Annotated in this window: 21 protein-coding genes; 12 read left to right on the top strand and 9 right to left on the bottom strand. The window is 73.0% G+C overall.

Annotation, left to right across the window (positions count from 1 at the left end; translation table 11 throughout):
• The first annotated feature begins 25 nt into the window (after nucleotides 1-25).
• Complete coding sequence (locus AC27L3_RS11930) at nucleotides 26-925, top strand: NAD(P)-dependent oxidoreductase (RefSeq protein ID WP_487233981.1); 900 nt, start codon at nucleotides 26-28, stop codon at nucleotides 923-925.
• Here AC27L3_RS11930 and AC27L3_RS11935 read toward each other — a convergent pair.
• Nucleotides 922-1,200 (bottom strand): beta/gamma crystallin domain-containing protein, encoded by a 279-nt coding sequence (locus AC27L3_RS11935; RefSeq protein WP_487234191.1) that lies wholly within the window; start codon nucleotides 1,198-1,200, stop codon nucleotides 922-924. The two genes, AC27L3_RS11930 and AC27L3_RS11935, sit on opposite strands and share 4 nt — an antisense overlap.
• A 357-nt stretch (nucleotides 1,201-1,557) precedes the next feature.
• Between AC27L3_RS11935 and AC27L3_RS11940 the strand changes: the two genes are divergently transcribed.
• The gene (locus tag AC27L3_RS11940; RefSeq protein ID WP_487233982.1) at nucleotides 1,558-2,151 is read left to right on the top strand and encodes a hypothetical protein; all 594 of its coding nucleotides are present in this window, start codon (nucleotides 1,558-1,560) and stop codon (nucleotides 2,149-2,151) included.
• Here the strand turns inward: AC27L3_RS11940 and AC27L3_RS11945 are convergent.
• Nucleotides 2,141-3,919 (bottom strand): pentapeptide repeat-containing protein, encoded by a 1,779-nt coding sequence (locus AC27L3_RS11945; RefSeq protein WP_487233983.1) that lies wholly within the window; start codon nucleotides 3,917-3,919, stop codon nucleotides 2,141-2,143. The two genes, AC27L3_RS11940 and AC27L3_RS11945, sit on opposite strands and share 11 nt — an antisense overlap.
• Nucleotides 3,920-4,055: 136 nt before the next feature.
• Here AC27L3_RS11945 and AC27L3_RS11950 point away from each other — a divergent pair, with 136 nt between their 5' ends.
• The gene (locus AC27L3_RS11950) at nucleotides 4,056-4,583 is read left to right on the top strand and encodes a gluconokinase (RefSeq protein WP_487233984.1); all 528 of its coding nucleotides are present in this window, start codon (nucleotides 4,056-4,058) and stop codon (nucleotides 4,581-4,583) included.
• A 15-nt stretch (nucleotides 4,584-4,598) separates the two neighbouring features.
• Here AC27L3_RS11950 and AC27L3_RS11955 read toward each other — a convergent pair whose 3' ends face one another.
• On the bottom strand, nucleotides 4,599-6,239 hold the full coding sequence (locus AC27L3_RS11955) for an alkaline phosphatase D family protein (protein WP_487233985.1): 1,641 nt from the start codon (nucleotides 6,237-6,239) through the stop codon (nucleotides 4,599-4,601).
• Nucleotides 6,240-6,524: 285 nt separating this feature from the next.
• Between AC27L3_RS11955 and AC27L3_RS11960 the strand changes: the two genes are divergently transcribed.
• Both AC27L3_RS11960 and AC27L3_RS11965 read left to right on the top strand, forming a co-directional pair.
• Nucleotides 6,525-6,941 (top strand): DUF7144 family membrane protein, encoded by a 417-nt coding sequence (locus tag AC27L3_RS11960; protein WP_487233986.1) that lies wholly within the window; start codon nucleotides 6,525-6,527, stop codon nucleotides 6,939-6,941.
• Between the two features lie 76 nt (nucleotides 6,942-7,017).
• A complete protein-coding gene (locus AC27L3_RS11965) occupies nucleotides 7,018-9,399 on the top strand; it encodes a phosphoketolase family protein (RefSeq protein ID WP_487233987.1) in 2,382 nt (793 codons plus the stop codon).
• 39 nt (nucleotides 9,400-9,438) lie between these two features.
• On the opposite strand, the gene AC27L3_RS11970 is transcribed toward AC27L3_RS11965, so the two are convergent.
• The 5 genes from AC27L3_RS11970 to AC27L3_RS11990 all read right to left on the bottom strand — a co-directional run bounded on the left by AC27L3_RS11970 (nucleotide 9,439) and on the right by AC27L3_RS11990 (nucleotide 12,818).
• Nucleotides 9,439-10,185: a hypothetical protein gene (locus AC27L3_RS11970; RefSeq protein WP_487233988.1), complete on the bottom strand. Its 747-nt coding sequence runs from the start codon at nucleotides 10,183-10,185 to the stop codon at nucleotides 9,439-9,441.
• A gap of 64 nt (nucleotides 10,186-10,249) precedes the next feature.
• The gene (locus AC27L3_RS11975) at nucleotides 10,250-10,537 is read right to left on the bottom strand and encodes a DUF1876 domain-containing protein (protein ID WP_487233989.1); all 288 of its coding nucleotides are present in this window, start codon (nucleotides 10,535-10,537) and stop codon (nucleotides 10,250-10,252) included.
• A gap of 34 nt (nucleotides 10,538-10,571) precedes the next feature.
• Nucleotides 10,572-10,841, bottom strand: a complete 270-nt coding sequence (locus tag AC27L3_RS11980) for a dsRBD fold-containing protein (RefSeq protein ID WP_487233990.1) — start codon at nucleotides 10,839-10,841, stop codon at nucleotides 10,572-10,574.
• A 72-nt stretch (nucleotides 10,842-10,913) separates the two neighbouring features.
• A complete protein-coding gene (locus tag AC27L3_RS11985) occupies nucleotides 10,914-12,257 on the bottom strand; it encodes a phosphoribosyltransferase family protein (protein WP_487233991.1) in 1,344 nt (447 codons plus the stop codon).
• Between the two features lie 144 nt (nucleotides 12,258-12,401).
• A complete protein-coding gene (locus AC27L3_RS11990; protein WP_487234192.1) occupies nucleotides 12,402-12,818 on the bottom strand; it encodes an HIT family protein in 417 nt (138 codons plus the stop codon).
• Nucleotides 12,819-12,866: 48 nt separating this feature from the next.
• Here AC27L3_RS11990 and AC27L3_RS11995 point away from each other — a divergent pair, with 48 nt between their 5' ends.
• From AC27L3_RS11995 to AC27L3_RS12020, 6 genes are all read left to right on the top strand, one after another.
• On the top strand, nucleotides 12,867-13,631 hold the full coding sequence (locus tag AC27L3_RS11995; RefSeq protein ID WP_487233992.1) for a DUF72 domain-containing protein: 765 nt from the start codon (nucleotides 12,867-12,869) through the stop codon (nucleotides 13,629-13,631).
• Nucleotides 13,632-13,736: 105 nt separating this feature from the next.
• A complete protein-coding gene (locus AC27L3_RS12000) occupies nucleotides 13,737-14,060 on the top strand; it encodes a plasmid stabilization protein (RefSeq protein ID WP_487233993.1) in 324 nt (107 codons plus the stop codon).
• 112 nt (nucleotides 14,061-14,172) lie between these two features.
• Nucleotides 14,173-15,444, top strand: a complete 1,272-nt coding sequence (locus tag AC27L3_RS12005) for a cytochrome P450 family protein (RefSeq protein WP_487233994.1) — start codon at nucleotides 14,173-14,175, stop codon at nucleotides 15,442-15,444.
• A gap of 42 nt (nucleotides 15,445-15,486) precedes the next feature.
• The gene (gene zwf, locus AC27L3_RS12010) at nucleotides 15,487-16,980 is read left to right on the top strand and encodes a glucose-6-phosphate dehydrogenase (protein WP_487233995.1); all 1,494 of its coding nucleotides are present in this window, start codon (nucleotides 15,487-15,489) and stop codon (nucleotides 16,978-16,980) included.
• Nucleotides 16,977-17,765 carry an HAD family hydrolase gene (locus AC27L3_RS12015; protein ID WP_487233996.1) on the top strand — a complete coding sequence of 263 codons (789 nt, stop codon included), beginning with the start codon at nucleotides 16,977-16,979 and terminating at the stop codon, nucleotides 17,763-17,765. The genes zwf and AC27L3_RS12015 overlap by 4 nt, the downstream gene beginning before the upstream one ends.
• On the top strand, nucleotides 17,762-20,131 hold the full coding sequence (locus tag AC27L3_RS12020) for a glycoside hydrolase family 65 protein (RefSeq protein ID WP_487233997.1): 2,370 nt from the start codon (nucleotides 17,762-17,764) through the stop codon (nucleotides 20,129-20,131). Before AC27L3_RS12015 ends, AC27L3_RS12020 begins: the two co-directional genes overlap by 4 nt.
• A 12-nt stretch (nucleotides 20,132-20,143) precedes the next feature.
• On the opposite strand, the gene AC27L3_RS12025 is transcribed toward AC27L3_RS12020, so the two are convergent.
• Nucleotides 20,144-20,359 carry a hypothetical protein gene (locus AC27L3_RS12025; RefSeq protein WP_487233998.1) on the bottom strand — a complete coding sequence of 72 codons (216 nt, stop codon included), beginning with the start codon at nucleotides 20,357-20,359 and terminating at the stop codon, nucleotides 20,144-20,146.
• Between the two features lie 876 nt (nucleotides 20,360-21,235).
• Here AC27L3_RS12025 and AC27L3_RS12030 point away from each other — a divergent pair.
• Nucleotides 21,236-21,901, top strand: coding sequence for a WD40 repeat domain-containing protein (locus AC27L3_RS12030; protein WP_487233999.1), 666 nt, complete (start codon nucleotides 21,236-21,238; stop codon nucleotides 21,899-21,901).
• Nucleotides 21,902-21,912: the final 11 nt, after the last annotated feature.

Genomic DNA, 21,912 nt, shown 5'->3' on the forward strand with positions numbered 1-21,912 from the left:
CCGCCGTCCGCACGGGGGAGAGACCATGACCACCCGCACGAGCGTTCTGGGCCTGGGCCGCACCGGTGCGGCCGTGGCCCGCGGCCTGCTGGCCGCGGGCCACCCCGTGAGCGTCTGGAACCGCACACCCGCCAAGGCCGCCGCCCTCGTCCGCGACGGCGCGACGCAGGCGGCGACGGCCGGCGAGGCCGTCACGGCGGGCGACCTGGCGGTGGTGTGCCTGTCCGGGTACGAGGCCGTGCACGCCGTCCTCGAACCGGTGGCCGGCGACCTCGCCGGCCGTACCCTGCTCAACCTCACCCCCGGATCGCCCCGGCAGGCGCCGGCGACAGCCCGGTGGGCGCACGGGTGCGGGGCCCGCTACCTCGACGGCGTCCTCCTGCCGGACCCGGCGGGCACCGGCCCCGGCCTGCTGGTGTGCGCCGGGCCCCGGGAGGCCTTCGACGCCCACGAGGCGGCGCTGTCCGCCGTCGGCCGCCCCCGCCACGTCGGCGAGGACCCCGCCCTGCCCTCCGTCTACGACTGCGCCCTGCCGGCGCTGACGTGGGCCGCGCTGGCCGGCTGGCTGCACGGGGTGGCCCTGCTCGGCGCCGACGGTCCCGGGGGCAATGTCACGGCGAGCGCGTACACGGAGGTCGCCGAGCAGTGGCTGGCCACCGTCGGTGCCTCCCTGGCCGGTTACGCCCGGCAGATCGACACCGGCAGCCACCCGGGCGGGGCCTGGCCCCTGCACCGCGGCACCGCATCCCTGGACCTGCTCGTCCACGCCGGCGAACTGCGGGGCGTGCACGCCGCGCTGCCGGAACTGCTGCGCGACCTGACCCGCAACGCCGTCGCCGCCGGTCACGGCGACGACAGCTGTGCGAGCCTGCTCGCCTTCCTGCGTACGGAACCCCGGAATGCGGCCGCGGTGCCGAAAGGTTAGAGAATTTCGATGGACTTCACCTTCGGCGGGCGGTTCGGGAAGGTGATGTCGTGCCACCGCTCGATTTTCACGGAATCGCCGTTGGCGTCGTAGTAAATGAGGTCGTTGTTCCCCGTGGAGATCCGGTCGACCCACCACCCGCCGAAGTCGGTCCGCCCGCGGTTGGCGTAGCAGTCCACGCTCTGACGTCCGCCGTTGTGCGACCAGATCTTCAGGAAGTTCTCCCCGCCCCGGCATTCGACGTGGTCGATGGCGTAGGCGTTGCCGGTCGGCATGGTCACGGTGAACGCAGCAGCCGTGGCCAATGCCACTGCCGCGGAGCGCACGATTTTCTTCGTCTTCGGGAGCACGAGTTCTCCTTTATTCGGTGTCGAATCGGGAGCTCACTTTCGACAGCAACGATCCAACGGGATTGCTGTACCCAGCAACTGTTGAACGGTCTACGGCTGGAACACGGTGCCTGGATGTCCGGATCGACCGCGATGCGGGGAATCGGAATCGGCCAGGACGGCGCGGATCACCACGGGCGCAGCGCGCCGGGCGACGGCCGAACGGCGTGATTCGGTGCGGACAGCAGCGGCCGGTGTGGGGCAACGTGAGGGCCGTCGTGTCCGGCGTCCTACGGAGGTTGCATGACCGCGCGATCCGTACTCCTGCGTGCCCTGACGGCTGTGCCGCTCGCCGCCGCCCTGGCCCTCTCCCCGGTGGCCGCCGCCCCGGCCGGCGCGGCCGGCCACGGCCCGGCGGCCCACCGGCAGTTGTCCCTGCCCCAGCTCATCGAGCGGGCCACGGCCAAGGTCCGCTCCATGTACCCGCAAGCGGTGCTGATGGTGGCCGAGGGGGACGCGCCCGAGGGACCCACCCGGGACATGGCGAAGGTCTCCCACTGGAGGTTCGTCCTCAACAACCGCGACAACTCCTCCGCCGAGATCAGCGGCAACCTCGACGGCACGCTGGGCCCGGTGCTGCGGCACGACTCCCGCTGGGTCGGCGTGCTCGCCATCGACGAGCCCCTGACCATGACCCCGGCCGCGGCCTACGAGCGGCTCGCGGCCGCGGGCCACGGGACCGCCTATCGCTACGTGTCCCTGGTCAAGCCGCTGGGCACGCCGCCGTGGCGGCTGCAGTACCACTTCTCCGGGCACCCGGGCGGCTGCGACGGCTACGCCGTCTTCGTCGCCTCCGGGGGCGTCGCGCCCATCTGCGGTCCGTCCCTCAGCGTTTGATCCTGCCCCGGACGGACAGCACCGCCAGCCAGAGAAGGACGGGCTCGAACATGCGGGAGGCGATGTCGATGTAGGTGCCGGTGACGGTGAGGTCCTGGCCGGGCGCGCGGAAGACCGCCGCGTTCAGGGCGACGGGCACCGACCGCGCCAGCCGGCGGGCCGTCAGCCGGTCGCGCAGGGTGCCCGTGGGGTCGGCCGGGGGAGCGGAGGTCAGGGTGAAGTTGCCCGGCACCCCGCCGCCCCGGGCCACGGCGGTGGGCGCCGTGCCGGGAAGCCCCCACAGGGCCGTCGTCAGGACGGTCGCGGTCATGGCCAGGACCAGCCACAGCAGGGTCCGCCGCAGACGCAGCGCGTACCCGCTGACGGCCCAGTACACCATCAGCAGGGCCCGATCCTTCAAGGGCCGGGTCGCATCGCGGCGCCGCATCTCCATCTCGCCGTAGCGGAAGTCGGCCGCGTCGGGATGGTTCCTGCCGTCCTCCAGCGACTTGCGCAGGGCCAGGTAGAGCGGGGAGATGACGGCGGGGCTCTGCACGGCCACCCCGGCCGGTGCCGGACTCCAGCCCCGCTCGCCCTGCTGCGCGCGCCAGTGCTGCTCCTCGGCCAGCACCCGGCGCCCGCAGCGGCGCCCGCGCGCGCGGGCGAAGGAGGGCCGGCCCTCCAGGCCGAGCCGGTCCAGGTGCAGGGCACCGGTGAACAGGCAGCCCGACAGGTCCGTCCCGGTCAGGGCGAGGTGGGCGGCGTCGGCGCCGCGCAGCGAGCGGATGCGCACGCCCGGATCCGCCTCGCCCAGGACGGACTCGTCGTGGCGCTGGTCGTCCTCCTTGCGGCGCTCTTCGTCCGGGGGCAGCAGCGGCACCGGGTGCGCACCGACGCTCAGCGGGCGCTCGGCGACGATGTCGGAGAGGTCCACGGTGGCGTACCGCAGCCGCAGCGTGGCGGCGGAGGCCCAGTACGTCTTCGCCAGCACGAGCTCGCGCGCGGCGATCTCCAGGGCGACGGGGGCGAGGAAGCGGGCTGCGGTGAGGTCCATGCTCCCGGCGCCGACCAGGGGGCCGAGCGCGGGCGCCGCGTGGAAGACCGCGCCGGCGAAGACGGCCGGTCCGCCGAAGACCGCCGCGCCGAAGAGGGTGTCGCCCCGGAAGGCGGCGTCGCGGAAGCACGCCTCGTCGCGGAACCGGGCGGCGCCGAAGTGGGCGCTCGCCGCGAACGCCGCCTCCGTGAACCCGGCGCTCCCGTGGAAGCCCGTACGGCTGAAACCGGCGTCCTTGGCGAACTGCGCGGAACCGAAGACGGCCCCGTCGGCGAAGACCGCGTCGGGGAACGAGGCGTCGGCGAGGAAGACCGCTCTGTGGAACGAGCAGCTGCCCCGGAACGTGGCGTGGGTGAAGTCGGCCAGCCCCATGAACGTCGCCCCGGTGAAGCGGGCGCCGCCGCGGAACACCGCGTGCGCGAAGCGCGCGTCGGCGGTGAAGCAGCACTCCTGGAAGTCCGCGTTCCCCAGGCGTGCATGTCCGGTGCGCGGATCGGTCAGGCGGGCGAGGAGCCGCTGCAGCAGGTCTCCGGTGAACCGGGTGGCCTGGTGGTCCACCGCGGCCCCGGGAGCGAGCCCGGCCAGGTGGGCGGCGAGGGCGGCCTCGTCCAGGTGGGCCAGGCACCGTCCGCCGGCGGTGCCGGGCACGGCGCAGCCGCGGCAGCCGACCGGGTCGCGCGGTCCGGCGCCGAGACCGCAGTGCGGCCACGACGGAGGCTCGTGAGAGGAGGTCATGTCGGGCCGGACGCCGGGCGCGGTACGGCGGTTGCGGTCGGTGCAGGGACCAACGGGAGCACACGGAGTCGGTCGCAACCGATCGATTGCGCACCTTCACGAAGCGGAACGCATCCGGCGCCCTAGCGTCGTTTGCATGACACGGACACACAACGGCACCGGCGGCAACGGCACGCGTCTGCTCGTGGTCATGGGGGTCTCCGGGGCCGGCAAGACCACCGTGGGCCGGCTGCTCGCCGCGCGGCTCGGCCCGCCGTACGCCGACGCCGACGCCTTCCACCCGGTGGCGAACAAGGAGCGCATGTCCAAGGGGATCCCGCTGGACGACGCGGCCCGCGCCCCGTGGCTCGCGGCCATCGGCGCCTGGCTGGCCGAGCACGCGGACACCGGTGGGGTGGTGAGCTGTTCGGCCCTCAAACGCCGCTACCGCGAACGGTTGCTGCGCGATGCGCCGGACGCCTTCTTCGTCCACCTCGACGGGTCGCGGGAGCTGATCCACGGGCGACTGGCCCACCGCACGGGGCACTTCATGCCGGCGTGCATGCTGGGCTCCCAGCTCGCCGACCTCGAACCCCTGGAGCCGGACGAGCCCGGCATCGTCGTGTCCGTCGAGCGGTCGCCGGAGCGGATCGTGGAGCTGATCCTGCAGCGGCTGCCCGGCTGAGGCCGGCCGCGGGCCTCAGTCCCGCTCGAAGCCGGGCCGGCCCGCCTCGGTGACGAAGCTCGCCGCGGTGCCGATGGGGGCACCGGGCCGGGTGACGTAGGGCAGGGTGCGGTAGTCGGCGCGGGCCTGCTCCTCCTCCAGTGTGACGACGACGTAGCCGCGGCGGTCGGCGAAGTACTTCATGTGCGGGTTGGCCGCCAGGACGGCGTCCCGGTTGGCGGGCCGCTCCACGCCGTCGAAGCCGCTGGAGAGCGACGTGCTCGCGATCTCCACGCCGGCCGTGGGCGACCGGGGATCGTCGAAGTCCTCCTTGATGTCCATGGCGTAGTGCACATGCGCATCTCCCGAGAGCACCATCAGGTTCTCCACGCCCGCGTTCCGGGCGCCCTGCAGCAGGCGGCGGCGGGAGGCCGGATAGCCGTCCCAGGCGTCCATGGACAACCGCGAGCGCCCGGCGGTGGTGCGGCGCCGCGAGAAGATCACCTGTTGCGGCACGACGTTCCACACCACCGAGGAGCGGCGGAAGCCGTCGATCAGCCACTGCTCCTGGGCGTCCCCGGTGATGCTGCGGGCCGGGTCCTCGGACTGCGGCCCCGGGTACTGCCAGCCGTCGCCGTACGCCTGGTCGTCGCGGTACTGCCGGGTGTCGAGGATGTCGAACTGCGCCAGGCGCCCGTACGAGAAGCGGCGGTACAGCCGCATGTCCGGTCCGCTGGGCCGTTGCCGGCTGCGCAGCGGCATGTTCTCCCAGTACGCGCGGTAGGCGGCGGCGCGGCGCCGCAGGAAGGCGGCCACGGGGTCGTGGTGCTGGGAGACCTCGGCGGCGTAGTTGTTCTCCACCTCGTGGTCGTCCCAGGTGACGTACCACGGGTGGGCGGCGTGCGCGGCCTGCAGGTCGGGGTCGGCCTTGCCGACGGCGTAGCGCATGCGGTAGTCGGTGAGCGTGCGGAGCGTGTGGTTGCAGGAGGCCGGCAGCTCCCGGCCGCGCGGATAGCGCCGGGCGCCGGCCTTGGCGTTGATGGCGTTCTCGTAGATGTAGTCGCCGACGAAGAACACGGCGTCGAGGTCCTCGTCCGCCAGGTGCCGCAGCGCGGTGTAGTAGCCCTCGTCGTACTGCTGGCAGGAGGCCAGGCCCAGCCGCATCTCGCGCACCGGGTCGCCCTGCTCGGGCGTGGTGCGGGTGCGGCCGGCCGGGCTGATCCAGGAGCCGGTGCGAAAGCGGTACCAGTAGACGCGGTCGGGCTCCAGCCCGCGGACGTCGATGTGGACGCTGTAGCCGTCCTCGGCCTCGGCGAGGGTGCTGCCGCGCTGCTCGACGGTGCGAAAGCGCTCGTCGCGCGAGATCTCCCACTGCACGCTCACCTCGCCCTCCTCCGGCAGACCGGCCGAGGGCTCGTACGGGCGCGGGGCGAGCCGGGTCCACAGCACCACGGAGTCCGGCAGCGCGTCGCCCGAGGCGACCCCCAGGGCGAAGGGGTCGTCGCGCAGGTCGAGGGAGGGGGAGGGCGCCGCGTACGCCCGGGGGAGGCGGGGGGCGAGGGCGAGGACGGCGGCACCGGCGGTCAGGGTCAGGAACCGCCGTCTGAACGGGCCGGAGGCCGCGGGGGACGACTGCTGCTGCGACGACTGCTGCTGCGGGGGTGGCTGCTGCGGCATGCCGTGGGGCCTCCCGGAAGTGATGATCAGTCAGTACTAAGGGCTGATGCTAGGGAGGGGCCCGGCAGGTGATCCCGAGGGCGGCCAGCGTGTTGGGATCCGTACGTGCAGGAGTGAACGCATGCCCCCGAACGCGCGGGGAGACCACCCCCTCATCACCGTCCGTCGCGGGCCGTCACAGCTGGTCGCGCCTCCATTGGACAGCTCGACGGAGCCTGATCACCATGGAGGGACACGTGTGAGCCGAATGCCGGAATGCTTCCCTCCAGCGAATCGAGGCCGGTCATGTCTCCCACCAGCACACGTCACCACACCACCTCCCGGGCGGTCGCCGGCGGCCTGACCTACTTCGCCGCCGTCATCCTGCTGATCGCCGGGCTCCTGGACTTCTTCCGGGGCGTCATGGCCGTCGACCACGACGACGTCTTCGTCTCGACCCCCAACTACGTCTTCAAGTTCGACCTCACCAGCTGGGGCTGGATCCACCTGATCCTCGGTATCGTCGCGGTTGCGGTGGCCGTGGGCCTGTTCATGGCCTCTCCCTGGGCGCACGCGCTCGCCGTGGTGTGGGCCGGACTGCTGCTGATCGCCAACTTCCTCTCGCTGCCGTACCACCCGCTGTGGTCGCTCGTGGTGATGGCGCTGTGCGCGTTCGTCATCTGGGGCCTGTGCACCTCGGGACCGGCCGGCGCGGGGAAATGAACGACCGACGGCAGGGCAGTCGCTCCGGAGCACGCCGCCGACGTGGCCCGTGCCGACACGGATCCGAGGAGCGACCATGCCCGACCATCCCGACCACCCCGACGGCCCCGGCGCGGACGAGCTGGCCGCGCTCGACGCCCACTGGCGCGCCGCCAACTACCTCTCCGCCGGCCAGATTTACCTCCTGGACAACCCGCTGCTGACCGAGCCGCTGCGCCCGGAGCACATCAAGCCGCGGCTGCTGGGGCACTGGGGCACCTCACCCGGGCTCAACCTGGTGCATACCCATCTCAACCGGGTCGTGCGGGCACGGGACCTGGACGTGGTGTGCGTATGGGGGCCGGGGCACGGCGGGCCCGCCGTCCTCGCCAACTCCTGGCTGGACGGCAGCTACGGCGAGGTGTACCCGGACGTCGGCCGGGACGCGGCCGGCATGGCCAGGCTGTTTCGCCAGTTCTCCTTCCCCGGCGGGGTCCCCAGCCACGTGGCGCCCGAGACCCCCGGGTCGATCCACGAGGGCGGCGAGCTCGGCTACAGCCTCGCCCACGCCTACGGGGCCGCGTTCGACAACCCCGGCCTGGTGGTGGCCTGTGTGATCGGCGACGGCGAGGCGGAGACCGGGCCGTTGGCGGCGTCCTGGCACTCCAACAAGTTCCTCGACCCCGTCCACGACGGGGCCGTGCTGCCGATCCTGCACCTGAACGGCTACAAGATCGCCAACCCCACCGTCCTCGCCCGCCTGCCCGAGCCCGAGCTCGACGAGCTCCTGCGCGGCTACGGCCATCTGCCCATCCATGTCGGCGGCGACGACCCCCTGCAGGTCCACCACGACATGGCCGTGGCGATGGACACCGCCCTGGAGCGCATCGCCCTGCTGCAGCACGCCGCCCGCCGCGAGGGCGTCACCGAACGCCCGCGCTGGCCCGTGATCGTCCTGCGCACCCCCAAGGGCTGGACCGGGCCCAAGGACGTCGACGGCGTGCCCGTCGAAGGCACCTGGCGCGCCCACCAGGTCCCCCTCTCCGCAGTGCGCGACAGCCCCGAACACCTGCGGCAGCTGGAGGAATGGCTGCGCTCCTACCGCCCCGCCGAACTCTTCGACGACCACGGCCGGCCCCGCCCCGAAGTCCTCGCCTGCGTGCCTGCAGGCCCCCGCCGGCTCGGCGCCAACCCCCACGCCAACGGGGGGCTGCTGCTGCGCGAGCTGCCCCTGCGGCCCCTGGAGGAGTACGCCGTCCCCGTCAAGGCGCCCGGCAGCACCCGCCACGAGCCCACCCGCGTCCTCGGCGGACTCCTGCGCGACGTCATGGCCGACACCGCGGACCGGCGCGACTTCCGCCTCGTCGGCCCCGACGAGACCGCCTCCAACCGCCTGGACGCCGTCCTGGAGAGCACCGGCAAGGCGTGGGAGGAGGACGTCCTGGCCACCGACGAGCACCTCGACCGGCACGGCCGGGTGATGGAGGTCCTCTCCGAGCACCTGTGCCAGGGCTGGCTGGAGGGCTACCTCCTCACCGGGCGCCACGGGCTGTTCTCCTCCTACGAGGCGTTCGTGCACATCGTGGACTCGATGGTCAACCAGCACATCAAATGGCTGCGCACCTCCCGGGCCCTGCCCTGGCGGCGCCCCATCGCCTCCCTGAACTACCTGCTGACCTCCCATGTCTGGCGCCAGGACCACAACGGCTTCTCCCACCAGGACCCCGGCTTCGTCGACCACGTCCTGAACAAGAGCCCCGAAGCCGTCCGCGTCTACCTGCCGCCGGACGCCAACACCCTCCTGGCCGTCGCCGACCACGTCCTGCGCAGCCGCGACTACGTCAACGTCGTCGTCGCCGGCAAACAGCCCTGCTTCGACTGGCTCGGCCTCGACGACGCCCGCGCCCACTGCGCCCGCGGCGCCGGCATCTGGGAGTGGGCCGGCACCGAGAACGGCGCCGGCCCCGACGTCGTCCTGGCCGCCGCCGGCGACATCCCCACCCAGGAGGTCCTCGCCGCGGCCGGCCTGCTGCGCCGTCACCTGCCGCACCTGGCCGTCCGCGTCGTCAACGTCGTCGACATCGCCCGCCTGATGCCCCAGGAGGAACACCCGCACGGCATGCCCGACCACGAGTACGACGCGTTGTTCACCCCCGACAAGCCGGTCATCTTCGCCTACCACGGCTACCCCTGGCTCATCCACCGCCTGGCCTACCGCCGCACCGGCCACCGCAACCTGCACGTACGCGGCTACAAGGAATCCGGCACCACGACCACGCCCTTCGACATGGTCGTGCGCAACGACCTCGACCGCTACCGACTCGTCATGGACGTCGTCGACCGCGTCCCCCACCTCGCCGTCCCCGCCGCCCGCCTCCGCCAGGCCATGGCCGACGCCCGCACCCGCCACCACGCCTGGGTACGGGCCCACGGCACCGACATGCCGGAAGTGGAGCAGTGGACGTGGGAGCCGTCCTGAAACCCTGAGGGTTCCGAAGGAGCGTCCCGGAGGCCGGGGTCAGGGCGTCCCGGCGGCCGCGGTGACCAGCTTCGCCCCGGCCCCGGCCAGGGCCTTGCGGAAGGCCGTCGTGCCGCGGTCGCCGGTGTCGGAGTAGTTGTTGCGCACCGTCGTCACGGCGCCGTGGCTGCGAATGGTGCCCAGGTCGAAGTCCATCTGCGAGGTGCCGCCCTGGACGATGCGGACGGTGTAGCCGAGGGACTCGTCGCCGTACGCCGGCAGTCCGGCGGCCTTCTTCACCGTCAGCACGGCCTTCTTGCCGCCCATGGTGCCGGTGAAGGTGCCGCACTGTTCCACGGCGGTGCGCAGTGCCGCCACGGCCTTCTCCGCCTGGGCCCGGGAGTACCCGCTGACGTCCTGCGCCAGGTTCGTCGTGTCGCCCTGCTTGGTGAACACCTCCTGGGCGTTGGCCTTGCGGTCCTCCTCCAGCCGGCCGGTGTTGAGGACCGCGGTGATCGGCGCGCACACGGGCTTCACCCCGGAGAGGATCTCCTCCTGGTCCCCCGCCTGGGGCTTGTCCAGGCCGGTGTCCGGCTGCAGCTGCCACCCCGCCGGCAGGTCCCCGACCGCGACGAGCGCCTGCCGGGCCTGGTCGGCGGTGATGGCTTCCGGGGGAGCGGAGGGGGTGGCGCGGGTCTTCGTCCCGGAGCCGGCCGGGGCGGTGTCCCCGTCGCAGGCGGACAGCAGCAGGAGCGAGGAGGCGGCCAGGGCCGCGAGGGCGGCGCGGCGGGGACGGACGTGCAGCACGGGGGTGTTTCCTTACGCGGGACGAAATGCCGGGCGCAAGTATGCAGGCCCCCTCGCCGGCCCCTCACACCGGCCAGGCGTACGGCGTCGACGTGCGCGGCTCCGGGGCCGCGCCGTGCGCCTCCACGTCCTTCTCGGCCGCCTCCAGAAGACGATTGCCCAGGTCGCGCAGGGCGCGCCCGGCGGCGAACTCGTCGCCTATCGCCGGGACGTCCGCATCGCCCGGAGCGCACCGGGCCGTTCCGCGGCCGGTGATCGGGGCGCCGCCGGTCTCCAGGTCGGCACGGGCCGTGGTGCGGCCGTCCTCCTCGTGGAGCTCGACGCGGACCTTCCACTGTGCATCGTGCGACATCGCTCGCCTCCTTGCCGTGCGGGCCGTGGGGCTTTCAGTGCGTGAGGTGGGCGTCCTCGTGCATGACCTCCTTGATGTCCTCCTCCGCCTTGCCCAGCAGTTGCTCGGCCAGGCCGGTCAGTGCGCGGGCGGCCGCGACCTCCTCGCCGACGCGCTGCTGCACGCGGTCCTCGGGGTTGCGGTTGGCGACGCCCTGCGAGCTGAAGCGCTGGCCGTCGTGCATGCGCAGCCGCACGTCGGCCTGCGTGGTCGCGTCGATCTCGCGGAACTCCATCTCGATGTTGCAGTCGACGATCTTCTCCATGACGATCACCCGCTACTGGCTGTCACTGCTCGCTGTCGGATGCGCTGTCAGGTGCGGTGTTCAGGTGCGCTGTCAGGCGCGGTGTTCAGTTGCGGTGTCGGGCCTCAGGTGTCCGGTGAACCACGCGCACGCGAGGTCCGCCACGGCCTCCAGCGTCCCCGGCTCCTCGAAGAGGTGAGTGGCGCCCGGGACGACGGCGAGCCGGTTCTCGCAGGTCAGCTGCTCCGCGGCGCGCCGGTTCAGGTCCAGTACCGTCTCGTCCCGGCCGCCGACGATCAGCAGGGTCGGCGCGGTGACCTCGGCCAGCCGGGGGCCCGCGAGGTCGGGCCGGCCGCCGCGGGAGACCACGGCGGCGATGCCCTCGCCGCCGGCGCGGGCGGCGTCGGCCGCGGCCCACAGGGCGGCCGCCGCGCCGGTGCTCGCGCCGAAGTAGCAGACGGGCAATCCGGTGTGACGGTGCAGCCAGCCCGCCACCTCGCCGAGCCGGCGCGCGAGCGGCTCGACGGCGAAGACGTTGGCCCGGTCGCCCTCCTCGGCCGGGGTCAGCAGGTCGAACAGCAAGGTGCCCAGGCCGGCCGCGTTCAGCGCCGTCGCCACCGCGCGGTTGCGCGGGCTGAGCCGGCTGCTGCCGCTGCCGTGCGCGAAGACCACCAGGCCCGGGGCCCCGGCGGGCACGTCCAGATCACCGTCGAGGGTCAGGCGCCCGTCGTCCACCGGCAGCTTCACCGGCCCCGAGCGGGCCGGGCAGCCGCAGCCCCCGCCGGTGCCGCCGCCCCCGGCCTCCCCGGCATTGCGCCGCAGCAGCTCGACGACCTCCTCGTCCGCGGTCTGGGAGAAGTCGTGGTACCACTCGCCGACCGCCGAGAACGCCGCCGGCGTGCTCAGGCAGACGAATTCGTCGCACTCGCGGCGCAGCGCCGCCGCCGCGTCGGGCGGGGCGACCGGCACGGCCAGGACGACGCGGGCGGCGCCGTGGGCGCGCGCCACGCGGCACGCCGCCGACGCCGAGGCGCCGGTGGCGATGCCGTCGTCGACGAGCACCGCGGTGCGCCCCTCCAGCGGCACGCGGGGGCGGCCGCCGCGGAAGCGCTCGGCCTGCCGGGACATCTCGGCCTGCTCGCTGCGCTCCACCTCGGCCAGGTCGTCCTCGTCGACGCGGCTCAGCCGCATGATGTCCTCGCTGACCACCCGCACCCCGCCCTCGCCTATGGCGCCGAAGCCCAGCTCGCGGTGGTACGGCACGCCCAGCTTGCGCACGAGGATCACGTCCAGCGGGGCGCCGAGCGCCCGGGCCACCTCGTAGGCCACGGGCACGCCGCCGCGCGGCAGGCCGAGGACCACCGGGTCCTCGGCACGCAGGTGCTCCAGCCGGCCGGCCAGGCGCCGGCCGGCGTCCACTCGGTCGGTGAACCGCATCCTCCACCTCCGGCCCCGGGGCCCGGGCTCCGGAAGGCTCCGGAAAAGGGGACTTTCGGTCGGCTGTCGACGGCAAGAGGAGCCGTAATTCCAATATGACCGGATCGGGGCCCGCAGTCCACGCGAGCCGGGCCCCGGCGCCCCTCAGGGGCCCTCCAGCGCCCCCCGTACCCGTGCCGCGACCGCGGCCGCCTCCTCCTCGGACGCGTACCGGCCGCGCGGCCAGAAGAAGCCCCGCAGCCCGTCCCCCCGGGTGCGCGGCACCACGTGCACGTGGAAGTGCGGCACCGACTGGCTCACCCGGTTGTTCGCGGCGACGAACGACCCGGCGGCCCCCATGCCCCGCTCCACGGCCCCGGCGATCCGCTGCACCCGCAGGAAGAACGGCCCGACCTGCTCCTGCGGCAGGTCCGTGAGCGTCTCGGCGTGCCGCCGCGGCACGACCAGCACATGGCCCGGGAACAGCGGCCGGGCGTCCAGGAAGGCCACCACCGCCTCGTCCTCGAACACCCGGTGACCGTCCGCCTCACCCGCCGCGATCGCACAGAAGACGCACTCCACGACACCAGTCAAGCAGCACCGCCACCGCCCCGGTGCGACCCTGGGCACATGCCCCTGCTCGTCGGCACCTCCGGATGGCAGTACAAGGACTGGCGCGGCCCGTTCTACCCGCCGGAGGTGCCGCAGCGGCTGTGGCTGGAGGAGTACGCCCGGCACTTCACCACCGTGGAGAACAACAACGCCTTCTACCGCCTGCCCGCCCCCGAGACCTTCGCCGACTGGCGCGGGCGCACCCCCGACGACTTCGTCATGGCCGTCAAGGCCAGCCGCTTCCTGACCCACATCAAGCGGCTGCGCGACCCGCAGGAGCCCGTGGAGCGCCTCCTGCGGCACGCCGCCGGCCTCGGCCCGCGCCTGGGTCCCGTCCTGCTCCAGCTCCCGCCCACCCTCAAGGCCGACCCCGCCGTCCTGGAGGCCGCCCTGGCCTGCTTCCCGGACACCGTGCGCGTGGCCGTCGAACCCCGCCACGAGACCTGGTGGACGGACGAGGTGCGCACCGTCCTGGAGCGGCACGGCGCGGCCCTGTGCTGGGCCGACCACGGATCCCGCCCCGTCACGCCGCTGTGGCGCACCGCGGACTGGGGGTACGTGCGCTTCCACAGCGGAGCCGCCGCGCCCTGGCCCCGCTACGGGCGCCAGGCCCTGGTCTCCTGGGCCGGCCGCATCGCCGAGGCATGGCCCGACCGCGGCGAGGTATACGTCTATTTCAACAACGACCCAGGAGGCGCCGCCGTGCACGACGCGGCCGCCTTCGCCCGCGCCGCGGCCCGCCTGGGCCGCACGGTCACCCGCACCCCGGAGCCGCGCGGCTGAGCCGCCCCGATCGGCGGCCCTCGCCCTGCGCGGCGCAGGGGCCCGTGCCAGGGTGGCGCTGAGCGGCCCGGTCGCGGGACGCACCAGCCCATGAAGGAGCGTCGGATGCCCAGGGGATCCAGCCCGAAGCGCGAACGGCAGTACGAGCACATCAAGGACAGCGCGCGCAGCCGCGGCGAGAGCGAGAAGCGCGCCAAGGAGATCGCCGGCCGCACCGTCAACAAGGAGCGGGCCCGGGCGGGGGAGTCGAAGACGGCCAGCCGCTCCTCGCTGCGCGACAAGTCCTCCTCCCAGCGCGGCGGCCAGCGCTCCCACTCCGGTGCCCAGGGCCCGACGAAGGAGCAGCTGTACAACGAGGCGAAGAAGCGCAACATCCAGGGCCGCTCCGACATGACCAAGGACGAGCTGAAGAAGGCGCTCGGCCGCTGACCGGCACCCGCGCAACCGTGCGGCGCATTGTAGGAACCGCACAGCCGCCCGCCGCCGGAGCTGACACCGGCCCCCGGTCCGCCGCACCGCCGCCGTCGGCAAGGATGTGCGGGTGCCCGAAACCCTGGACCCCGCCGACCCCGGCTTCGCCCGCGACCCCCATCCGTACTACGCGGACCTGCGCTCGCGCGGACCCGCGGCCCGGGTGGCGCTCGCCAACGGCACCCATGCCTGGCTCGTCACCGGCTACGACCGGGCCCGCGCGGTGCTGGCCGACACGCGTTTTTCCAACGTGCCCCCGCAAGCCGCCGGCCGCCCGCGCCCCGACTCGCCGGCCCGGCGCGCCCAGGCGTGCCTGGCCCGGCACATGCTCAACTCCGACGCCCCCGACCATGTGCGGTTGCGCCGGCTGACCACGGCCGCGTTCACCCCGCGCAGGATCGATGCGCTGCGTCCGCGCATCGAGCACCTCACCGACGGGCTCCTGGCCGGCCTCGCGGACACCCTGGCCCGCGAGGGCGGCGCCGACCTGGTGGACGCCTTCGCCTTCCCGCTGCCCGTCCTGGTGATCGGCGAGGTGCTCGGCGTGCCCGAGGCCGACCGGGCGGACCTGCGCGAGTGGACCTACCGCGTCGGCTCGCCCGCCGATGCCCTGGCCCCCGGCGCCACCGACGAGGCATGGGCGGCCCTGCACGCCTACTTCTCCTCGCTCATCGCGCACAAGCGCCGCACACCCGGCGCGGACCTGTTCAGCGCGCTCGTCCACGACGCGGGGGAGGGCGGGCTGAGCGACGAGGAGCTGCTGGCCATGGCCTTCCTGCTGCTCTTCGCCGGCTACGAGACCACCATGAACCTCCTCGCCTCCGCCGCGCTGCTGCTGCTCACCCACCCCGCCGAGCTCGCCGCCGCCCGCGCCGGCGGCGAGGCCCACTGGGCGGCCGTGACCGAGGAGACCCTGCGGCACGCCAGCCCCCTGGAGGGCACCACATGGCGGCGCACCACCGAGACCGTCGTCCTGCAGGACGCCGACAGCCGGACGGAGATACCCGCCGGCGAGTCGGTCCTGGTCGTCCTCGCCGCCGCCAACCGCGACCCGGGGCACTTCCCGGCGCCCGACGCCTTCCGCCCCACCCGCCACCTGCCCGGACCCGGCGGCCGGCGCCCCGCCCCGCACCTGGCCTTCGGCCACGGACCGCACTTCTGCCCGGGGGCCCGCCTGGGCCGCCTGGAGGCGGCGATCGCCCTGCCCCGCCTCTTCGCCGCCCTGCCGCACCTGCGCCTTGCCGCCGACCCCGCCACCCTGCCCTACCGGCCCGGGCTGCTGGTCCGCGGACCGCGCAGGCTGCCCGTGCGCAGCGCCCCACCCGCCCCTCCGAACGGGTGAGGTGAATCGCGCCCGGGCAGCGGCTGCCGGAAGGTGGAGGATGTGAACGCCACGCACCCGCCCCCCGGCGCCCCGGACGGCCACCTCGTGCCCGACGACCACATCGTCGTGCTCTTCGGTGCCACCGGCGACCTCGCCCGGCGCAAGCTGCTGCCCGGCCTGTACCGGCTCGCCCGGGCGGGACTGATGCCGCGCTCCTACCGCATCGTCGGCTCCGCCCCCGCCGCCGACGCCCTGACGGACGAGGAGTTCCGGGCCCGCGCGAAGGAGGCCGTCGCCACCTTCGGATCCGAGCCGCCCAGCGGCGAGCACTGGGAGGCGTTCGAGAGCACCCTGACCTTCGGCGCCGCCGACCCCGCCGACCCCGAGCCGCTGGTCGGCGCCGTGCGGGACGCCGAGCGGGCCATCGGCGGCAGCCCCCGCCGGCTGTGCCACCTGGCCGTACCCCCGCAGGCGTTCGCCTCCGTCGTCGAGATGCTCGGCAGCACCGGCCTGGCCCAGGGCGCCCGGGTCGTCGTCGAGAAGCCCTTCGGCACCGACCTCGACTCCGCCAAGGCCCTGGACGCCACCGTCCACGCCGTCTTCGACGAGGACCGGGTCTTTCGCATCGACCACTTCCTCGGCAAGGAGTCCGTCGACAACATCCTCGCCCTGCGCTTCGCCAACGGCCTGTTCGAACCCATCTGGAACCGCGACCACATCAGCCACGTCGAGATCGACGTACCCGAGACCCTCGGCATCGAGGGACGGGCCGCCTTCTTCGAGGAGACCGGCACCTTCCGGGACATGATCGTCACCCACCTCTTCCAGGTGCTGGGCCTCGTGGCCATGGAACCGCCCGCCGCCCTCGACGCGAAGTCGCTGCGCGACGAGAAGGCCAAGGTCTTCCAGGCCCTGCGGCCCGTGGACCCCGACCTCGTCGTCCGCGGTCAGTACGAGGGCTACCGTGCCGAACCCGGCGTCGACCCCCACTCCGACACCGAGACCTTCGTCGCCCTGCGCGCCGAGATCGACAACTGGCGCTGGACCGGCGTCCCCTTCTACCTGCGCTCCGGCAAGCGCCTGGCCGAGCGCCGCCAGGTCGTCACCCTCCACTTCACCGAGCCGCCCCTGCGCATGTTCCCCCTGGCCCCCGGCCGCGGACACGCCGCGCGGGGCGGGCGCCGCGCCAACACCCTCGTCGTCGACTTCGACGACCCCGGCTGGATCGCCGCCGGCTTCCTGGTCAAGGAACCCGGCCCCGCCATGCGCCTGACCGACGCCCGCATGAGCTTCCGGTACGCCGACTCCGTCCAGCGCCGCTACGGCCTGGAGGGCTACGAACGCCTCGTCCACGACGCCATGCTGGGCGACCAGTCCCTCTTCACCCGCTCCGACGGCATCGAACGCCTGTGGGAGGTGGCGGCACCCCTGCTGCGCGCCCCGCGCCCCGTCGAACCGTACGCCCCCGGCTCCTGGGGCCCGGCCGCGGCCGAAGAACTCCTCGCCCCCCACCACTGGTTCCTGCCGGACGAACGGGGTAGCGGATCACCATGACGACGACACTCGGACTCCCCGGCACCATCGAGGCCTGCCTGTTCGACATGGACGGCGTCCTGACCAGGACGGCGACCGTGCACGCCGCGGCCTGGAAGGAGACCTTCGACGCCTTCCTGCGCCGCCGCGAGGGCCCCGCCTTCCGCCCCTTCGACGCCGTGGCCGACTACGACGAGTACGTCGACGGCATGCCCCGCGCCGACGGCGTACGCTCCTTCCTCGCCTCGCGCGGCATCACCCTGCCCGAGGGCGAGCCCGGCGACCCACCCGAGAAGGACACCGTCCAGGGCCTGGGCAACCGCAAGAACGCCCTCGTCCTGCAGAAGATCAAGGAGATGGGCGTCGAGGCGTACCCCGGATCCGTCCGCTACGTCGAGGCCGTCCGCGCCGCCGGGCTGCGCACCGCCGTCGTCTCCTCCAGCGCCAACTGCCACGACGTGCTCGTCGCCGCCGGCATCGACGGCCTGTTCGACGTGCGCATCGACGGCATCGTCGCCGCCGAGCGGCAACTGCCCGGCAAACCCCACCCCGACACCTTCCTCGCCGCCGCCCGGGCCCTGGGAGCCGGCCCGGAGCAGGCCGTCGTCTACGAGGACGCACTGGCCGGCATGGAGGCCGGCCGCGCCGGCGGCTTCGGCTACGTCGTCGGAGTCGACCGGGCCGGCCAGGCCGAGGCCCTGCGCCGGCACGGCGCCGACGTCGTCGTCAGCGACCTCGCCGACCTGCTCGACGACACCGTGCCCGGCACCACCGTGCCCGACACCACCGACGGAGGTGCCGCGTGATCATCCATCCGGCATACATGGTCGAACCCTGGTGCCTGCGCGAGACCGAGCTCAACCTCGACGTGCTCTCCCAGAGCGAATCGGTCTTCGCCCTCTCCAACGGGCACGTCGGCTGGCGCGGCAACCTCGACGAGGGCGAACCGCACGGCATGCCCGGCACCTACCTCAACGGCGTCTACGAGTACCGGCCGCTGCCCTACGCCGAGGCCGGCTACGGCTACCCCGAGTCCGGGCAGACCGTCATCAACGTCACCAACGGCAAGGTCATCCGGCTCCTGGTCGACGACGAACCCTTCGACCTGCGCTACGGCAAACTCCACAAGCACCAGCGCTTCCTCGACCTGCGCACCGGACTGCTGCACCGCATCGCCGAGTGGACCTCGCCCAGCGGCCGCAGCATCCGCGTGCGCTCCGCCCGGCTGGTCTCCTTCACCCAGCGTGCCATCGCCGCCGTCGCCTACGAGGTCGAACCGCTGGACGACGAGATGCGCATCGTCATCCAGTCCGAACTCGTCGCCAACGAGCAACTGCCCCGCGCCAACGGCGACCCGCGGGCCGCCGCCGTCCTCGAAACCCCGCTCGTGCCCGAGCAGCACGCCGCCAACGGCTCCAGCATCCGGCTGCTGCACCGCACCGCGCGCAGCGGCCTGCGCGTGGGCGCCGCCGCCCACCACGTCGTCAGGGGCGGCCTGAAGACCGAGACGACCTCCGAGAGCAGCGAGGATCTCGCCCGCCTGACCGTGACCTCCGTGCTGCGCCCCGGTCAGCGGCTGCGCATGGAGAAGATCGTCGCCCACGGCTGGTCCGCGGTGCGCTCCGCACCCGCCGTGCATGACCAGGTCGACGCCGCCCTCGCCGCCGCCACCAGCGCCGGATGGGAGGGCCTGGTCGCCGACCAGCGCGGCTACCTCGACGACTTCTGGTCCCGCGCCGACGTCGAGGTCGACGGCGACGCCGAGATCCAGCAGGCGGTGCGCTTCGCCCTCTTCCACGTCCTGCAGGCCGGCGCCCGCGGCGAGGCCCGGGCCCTGCCCGCCAAGGGCCTGACCGGGCCCGGCTACGACGGGCACTGCTTCTGGGACACCGAGACCTTCGTCATGCCCGTGCTGACCTACACCGCACCCCAGGCCGTCGAGCAGGCCCTGCGCTGGCGGCACGCCACCCTGCCGCAGGCGCAGGAGCGCGCCCGCCAGCTGGGCTTCCAGGGCGCGGCCTTCCCCTGGCGGACCATCAACGGCAGCGAGTGCTCGGGCTACTGGCCGGCCGGGACGGCCGCCTTCCACATCAACGCCGACATCGCCGACGCCGTCGTCCGCTACATCCGCGCCACCTGCGACGAGACCTTCGAGAAGGAGGTCGGGCTGCCGCTGCTCGTCGAAACGGCCCGGCTGTGGCGCTCCCTGGGCCACCACGACCACCACGGCGCCTTCCACATCGACGGGGTGACCGGCCCCGACGAGTACAGCGCCATCTCGGACGACAACGTCTACACGAACCTGATGGCCCAGCACAATCTGCGCGCCGCGGCCGTGGCCGCCGAGCGCCACCCCGACGTCGCCGCCTCGCTGGGCGTCGACGACGAGGAGACCGCCGCCTGGCGCGACGCCGCCAGCCGCATGACGCTGCCCTTCAACGAGGACCTGGGCGTCCACGAGCAGTCCCAGGGCTTCACCCGGCACCAGGTGTGGGACTTCGCCCGCACCGGCGAGAACCAGTACCCCTTGATGCTGCACTTCCCCTACTTCGACCTCTACCGCAAGCAGGTCGTCAAGCAGGCCGACCTCGTCCTCGCGATGTGCCTGCGCGGCGAGGCGTTCACCCCCGAGGAGAAGGCCCGCAACTTCGCCTACTACGAGCAGCTGACGGTCCGCGACTCCTCCCTGTCCGCCTGCGGACAGGCCGTCATGGCGGCCGAGGTCGGCCACATGCGGCTCGCCTACGACTACCTGGGCGAGGCGGCGATGATGGACCTGTCCGACCTGGAGGGCAACACCCGCGACGGCCTGCACATCGCCTCCCTCGCCGGCACCTGGTTCGCCCTGGTCATCGGCTTCGGCGGCATGCGCGAGGTCGACGGACTGGTCGCCTTCAGCCCCCGCCTGCCCGAACAGCTCGGCCGTCTGGCCTTCACCGTCCAGTTCCGCGGCCACCGGCTGCGGGTGGAGATCGCCCGCACCCAGGCGACGTACACCCTGCTGGACGGGGAGAGCCAGGACATCCTGCACTGCGGCGAACGCCTCACCCTGCTGACCGACGCCCCCGAGTCCCGCCCCATCCCGCCCATCCCCACCGGCCCCGCCCCCGACCAACCGGCCGGCCGCGCCCCGGCCCGCCGCGGCCGTGCCCTCGGACACGGGGAGGTGTGAGGGGGCAGGACCTCAGTCGCGGTTGGCGAACCAGCCGCGGCGCCGGCTGGTGCACAGCGTTGCCAGGGTGACAGCGTCGGCCAGCGTGCCCGGCTCCATCCGGCCGAGCGCAGCGAGCGTCAGAACGGTGATGAGTATGACGACGAACATCACCAGTTCGGCTCGGCTACGGGCAGGGGCAATCGATTTCTTGTCGGTCCCTGAAGGGGACCTGTCGGGAAGCGCCATCGAATCCTCCAACCGTCCATGGGAACGAGGTCGCCGGGCGGAGGCTGGCCGTGGGCAGCGCGGTGCAAGGAGCGCAACCTCCGTGGGCGAAGGGCCTGCGCCTTGACTCTTCCCTGGGTGGTGGTTGGGAAAGTGCAGGTCAGATGCATTGCGACACATCGCTACGGCGCAGGCCGCCGACCGGTGGGACGGTGCCGGCTGGACTGTGGACGGCCTGACGGCCTCTGACCTTTCCTGACAAAATTGGACGGTGTCTTACGGCAACCGGCTGGGGGGATGCTTGTGGCGAGCGGCAGGTCGGCAGGTTCCGACGAGGAGTTCCGCACTGCTCTCCGATTGCTGCACCTCCAGGCAGGGGAGCCGAGTCTGCGGGAGATATCACGCAGGATCCGCGCACTTCCTGCCGCCGAGTACGTGAGCCACGACGCCGTGCATCGCATCCTGTCCGGAGCACGCCTGCCCCGGTGGCCGCGTACCGCTCTGGTAGTCCAGGCTTTGGGCGGAGACCCTGACCACTTTCACCGGCTCTGGATCGCTGCCAAGGTTGGCCGCACTCCGTCGGCGCCGCCTCCCCCGGACCGGTCCGCCCCTGGGGCGAGACCCGTCTCACGCAAGTCCCTCGTCCACCCCACCGCGCAGATCCTCGGAATGGCGTGCGCGGACCTTGACGGCCGACTGCTTGCCGTTACTGGAAACGGTGGTGGCGCAGTACACGTGTGGGATGTGGCGGCATCGAACATGGTGGCCTTGGAAGGCCACAAAGGCGCGGCCTCGGCATGGGCGGTAGCGTGCCTGGACCTTGAGGGCCGCCCCATCGCGGTCACCGGTGGTGGGGACTGCGCCGTCAGGGTATGGGACCTGAGGGCTCAACGGCAGATGACGACCCTCGAAGGCCATGAGGGAACCGTGCAGTCCGTGGCCGGTACCTCCTTGGACGGGCGGACTGCTGTCGTCACCGGAAGTTCCGACTGCACGGTGCGCCTGTGGGACCTCATCGATCGGAACGAGATCGGCGTGCTGCGAGGCCATACTGCTGGAGTCCCGTCGGTGTCATGTGTCCACCTCGACGGCCGCGCCATGGCCGTCTCCGGGGGCGAGGACTGCAGTGTCCGTTTGTGGGATCTGGCCAGCCGTACTCAGGTGGCCGTCCTGGAGGGCCACATCAACGCGGTGGCCGCGGTGACGTGCGCACGCCTCGACGAGCGCTGTGTGGCCCTCACCGGGAGCGTCGACGGCAGTTTGCGGGCGTGGGACCTTGCCACATGTCAGGAGCTGTTTGCTTTGAGGCAGGATGCAGGGGTATCGGCAGTGGCATGCGTGGAGCTGGAGGGGCGACCCGTCGCGGTTGCAGGGAGCGGGAACGGCAGTGTGCGGGTCTGGGACCTCACCGGTCGTCGGCAGCTTGCCGTACTGCAAGCGCACCGCAGGTCCGTGACGTCGGTGGTGTGTACGCGGCTCGACGAAGGTGTTTTCGCTCTCACCGGCAGCGGGGACGGCAGCGTACGGGTATGGGATCTGGCGGCCGAGCTGCCAACCCCTTAGTCAGGCCGGGT

This window comes from Streptomyces sp. PKA51, from assembly GCF_057552455.1.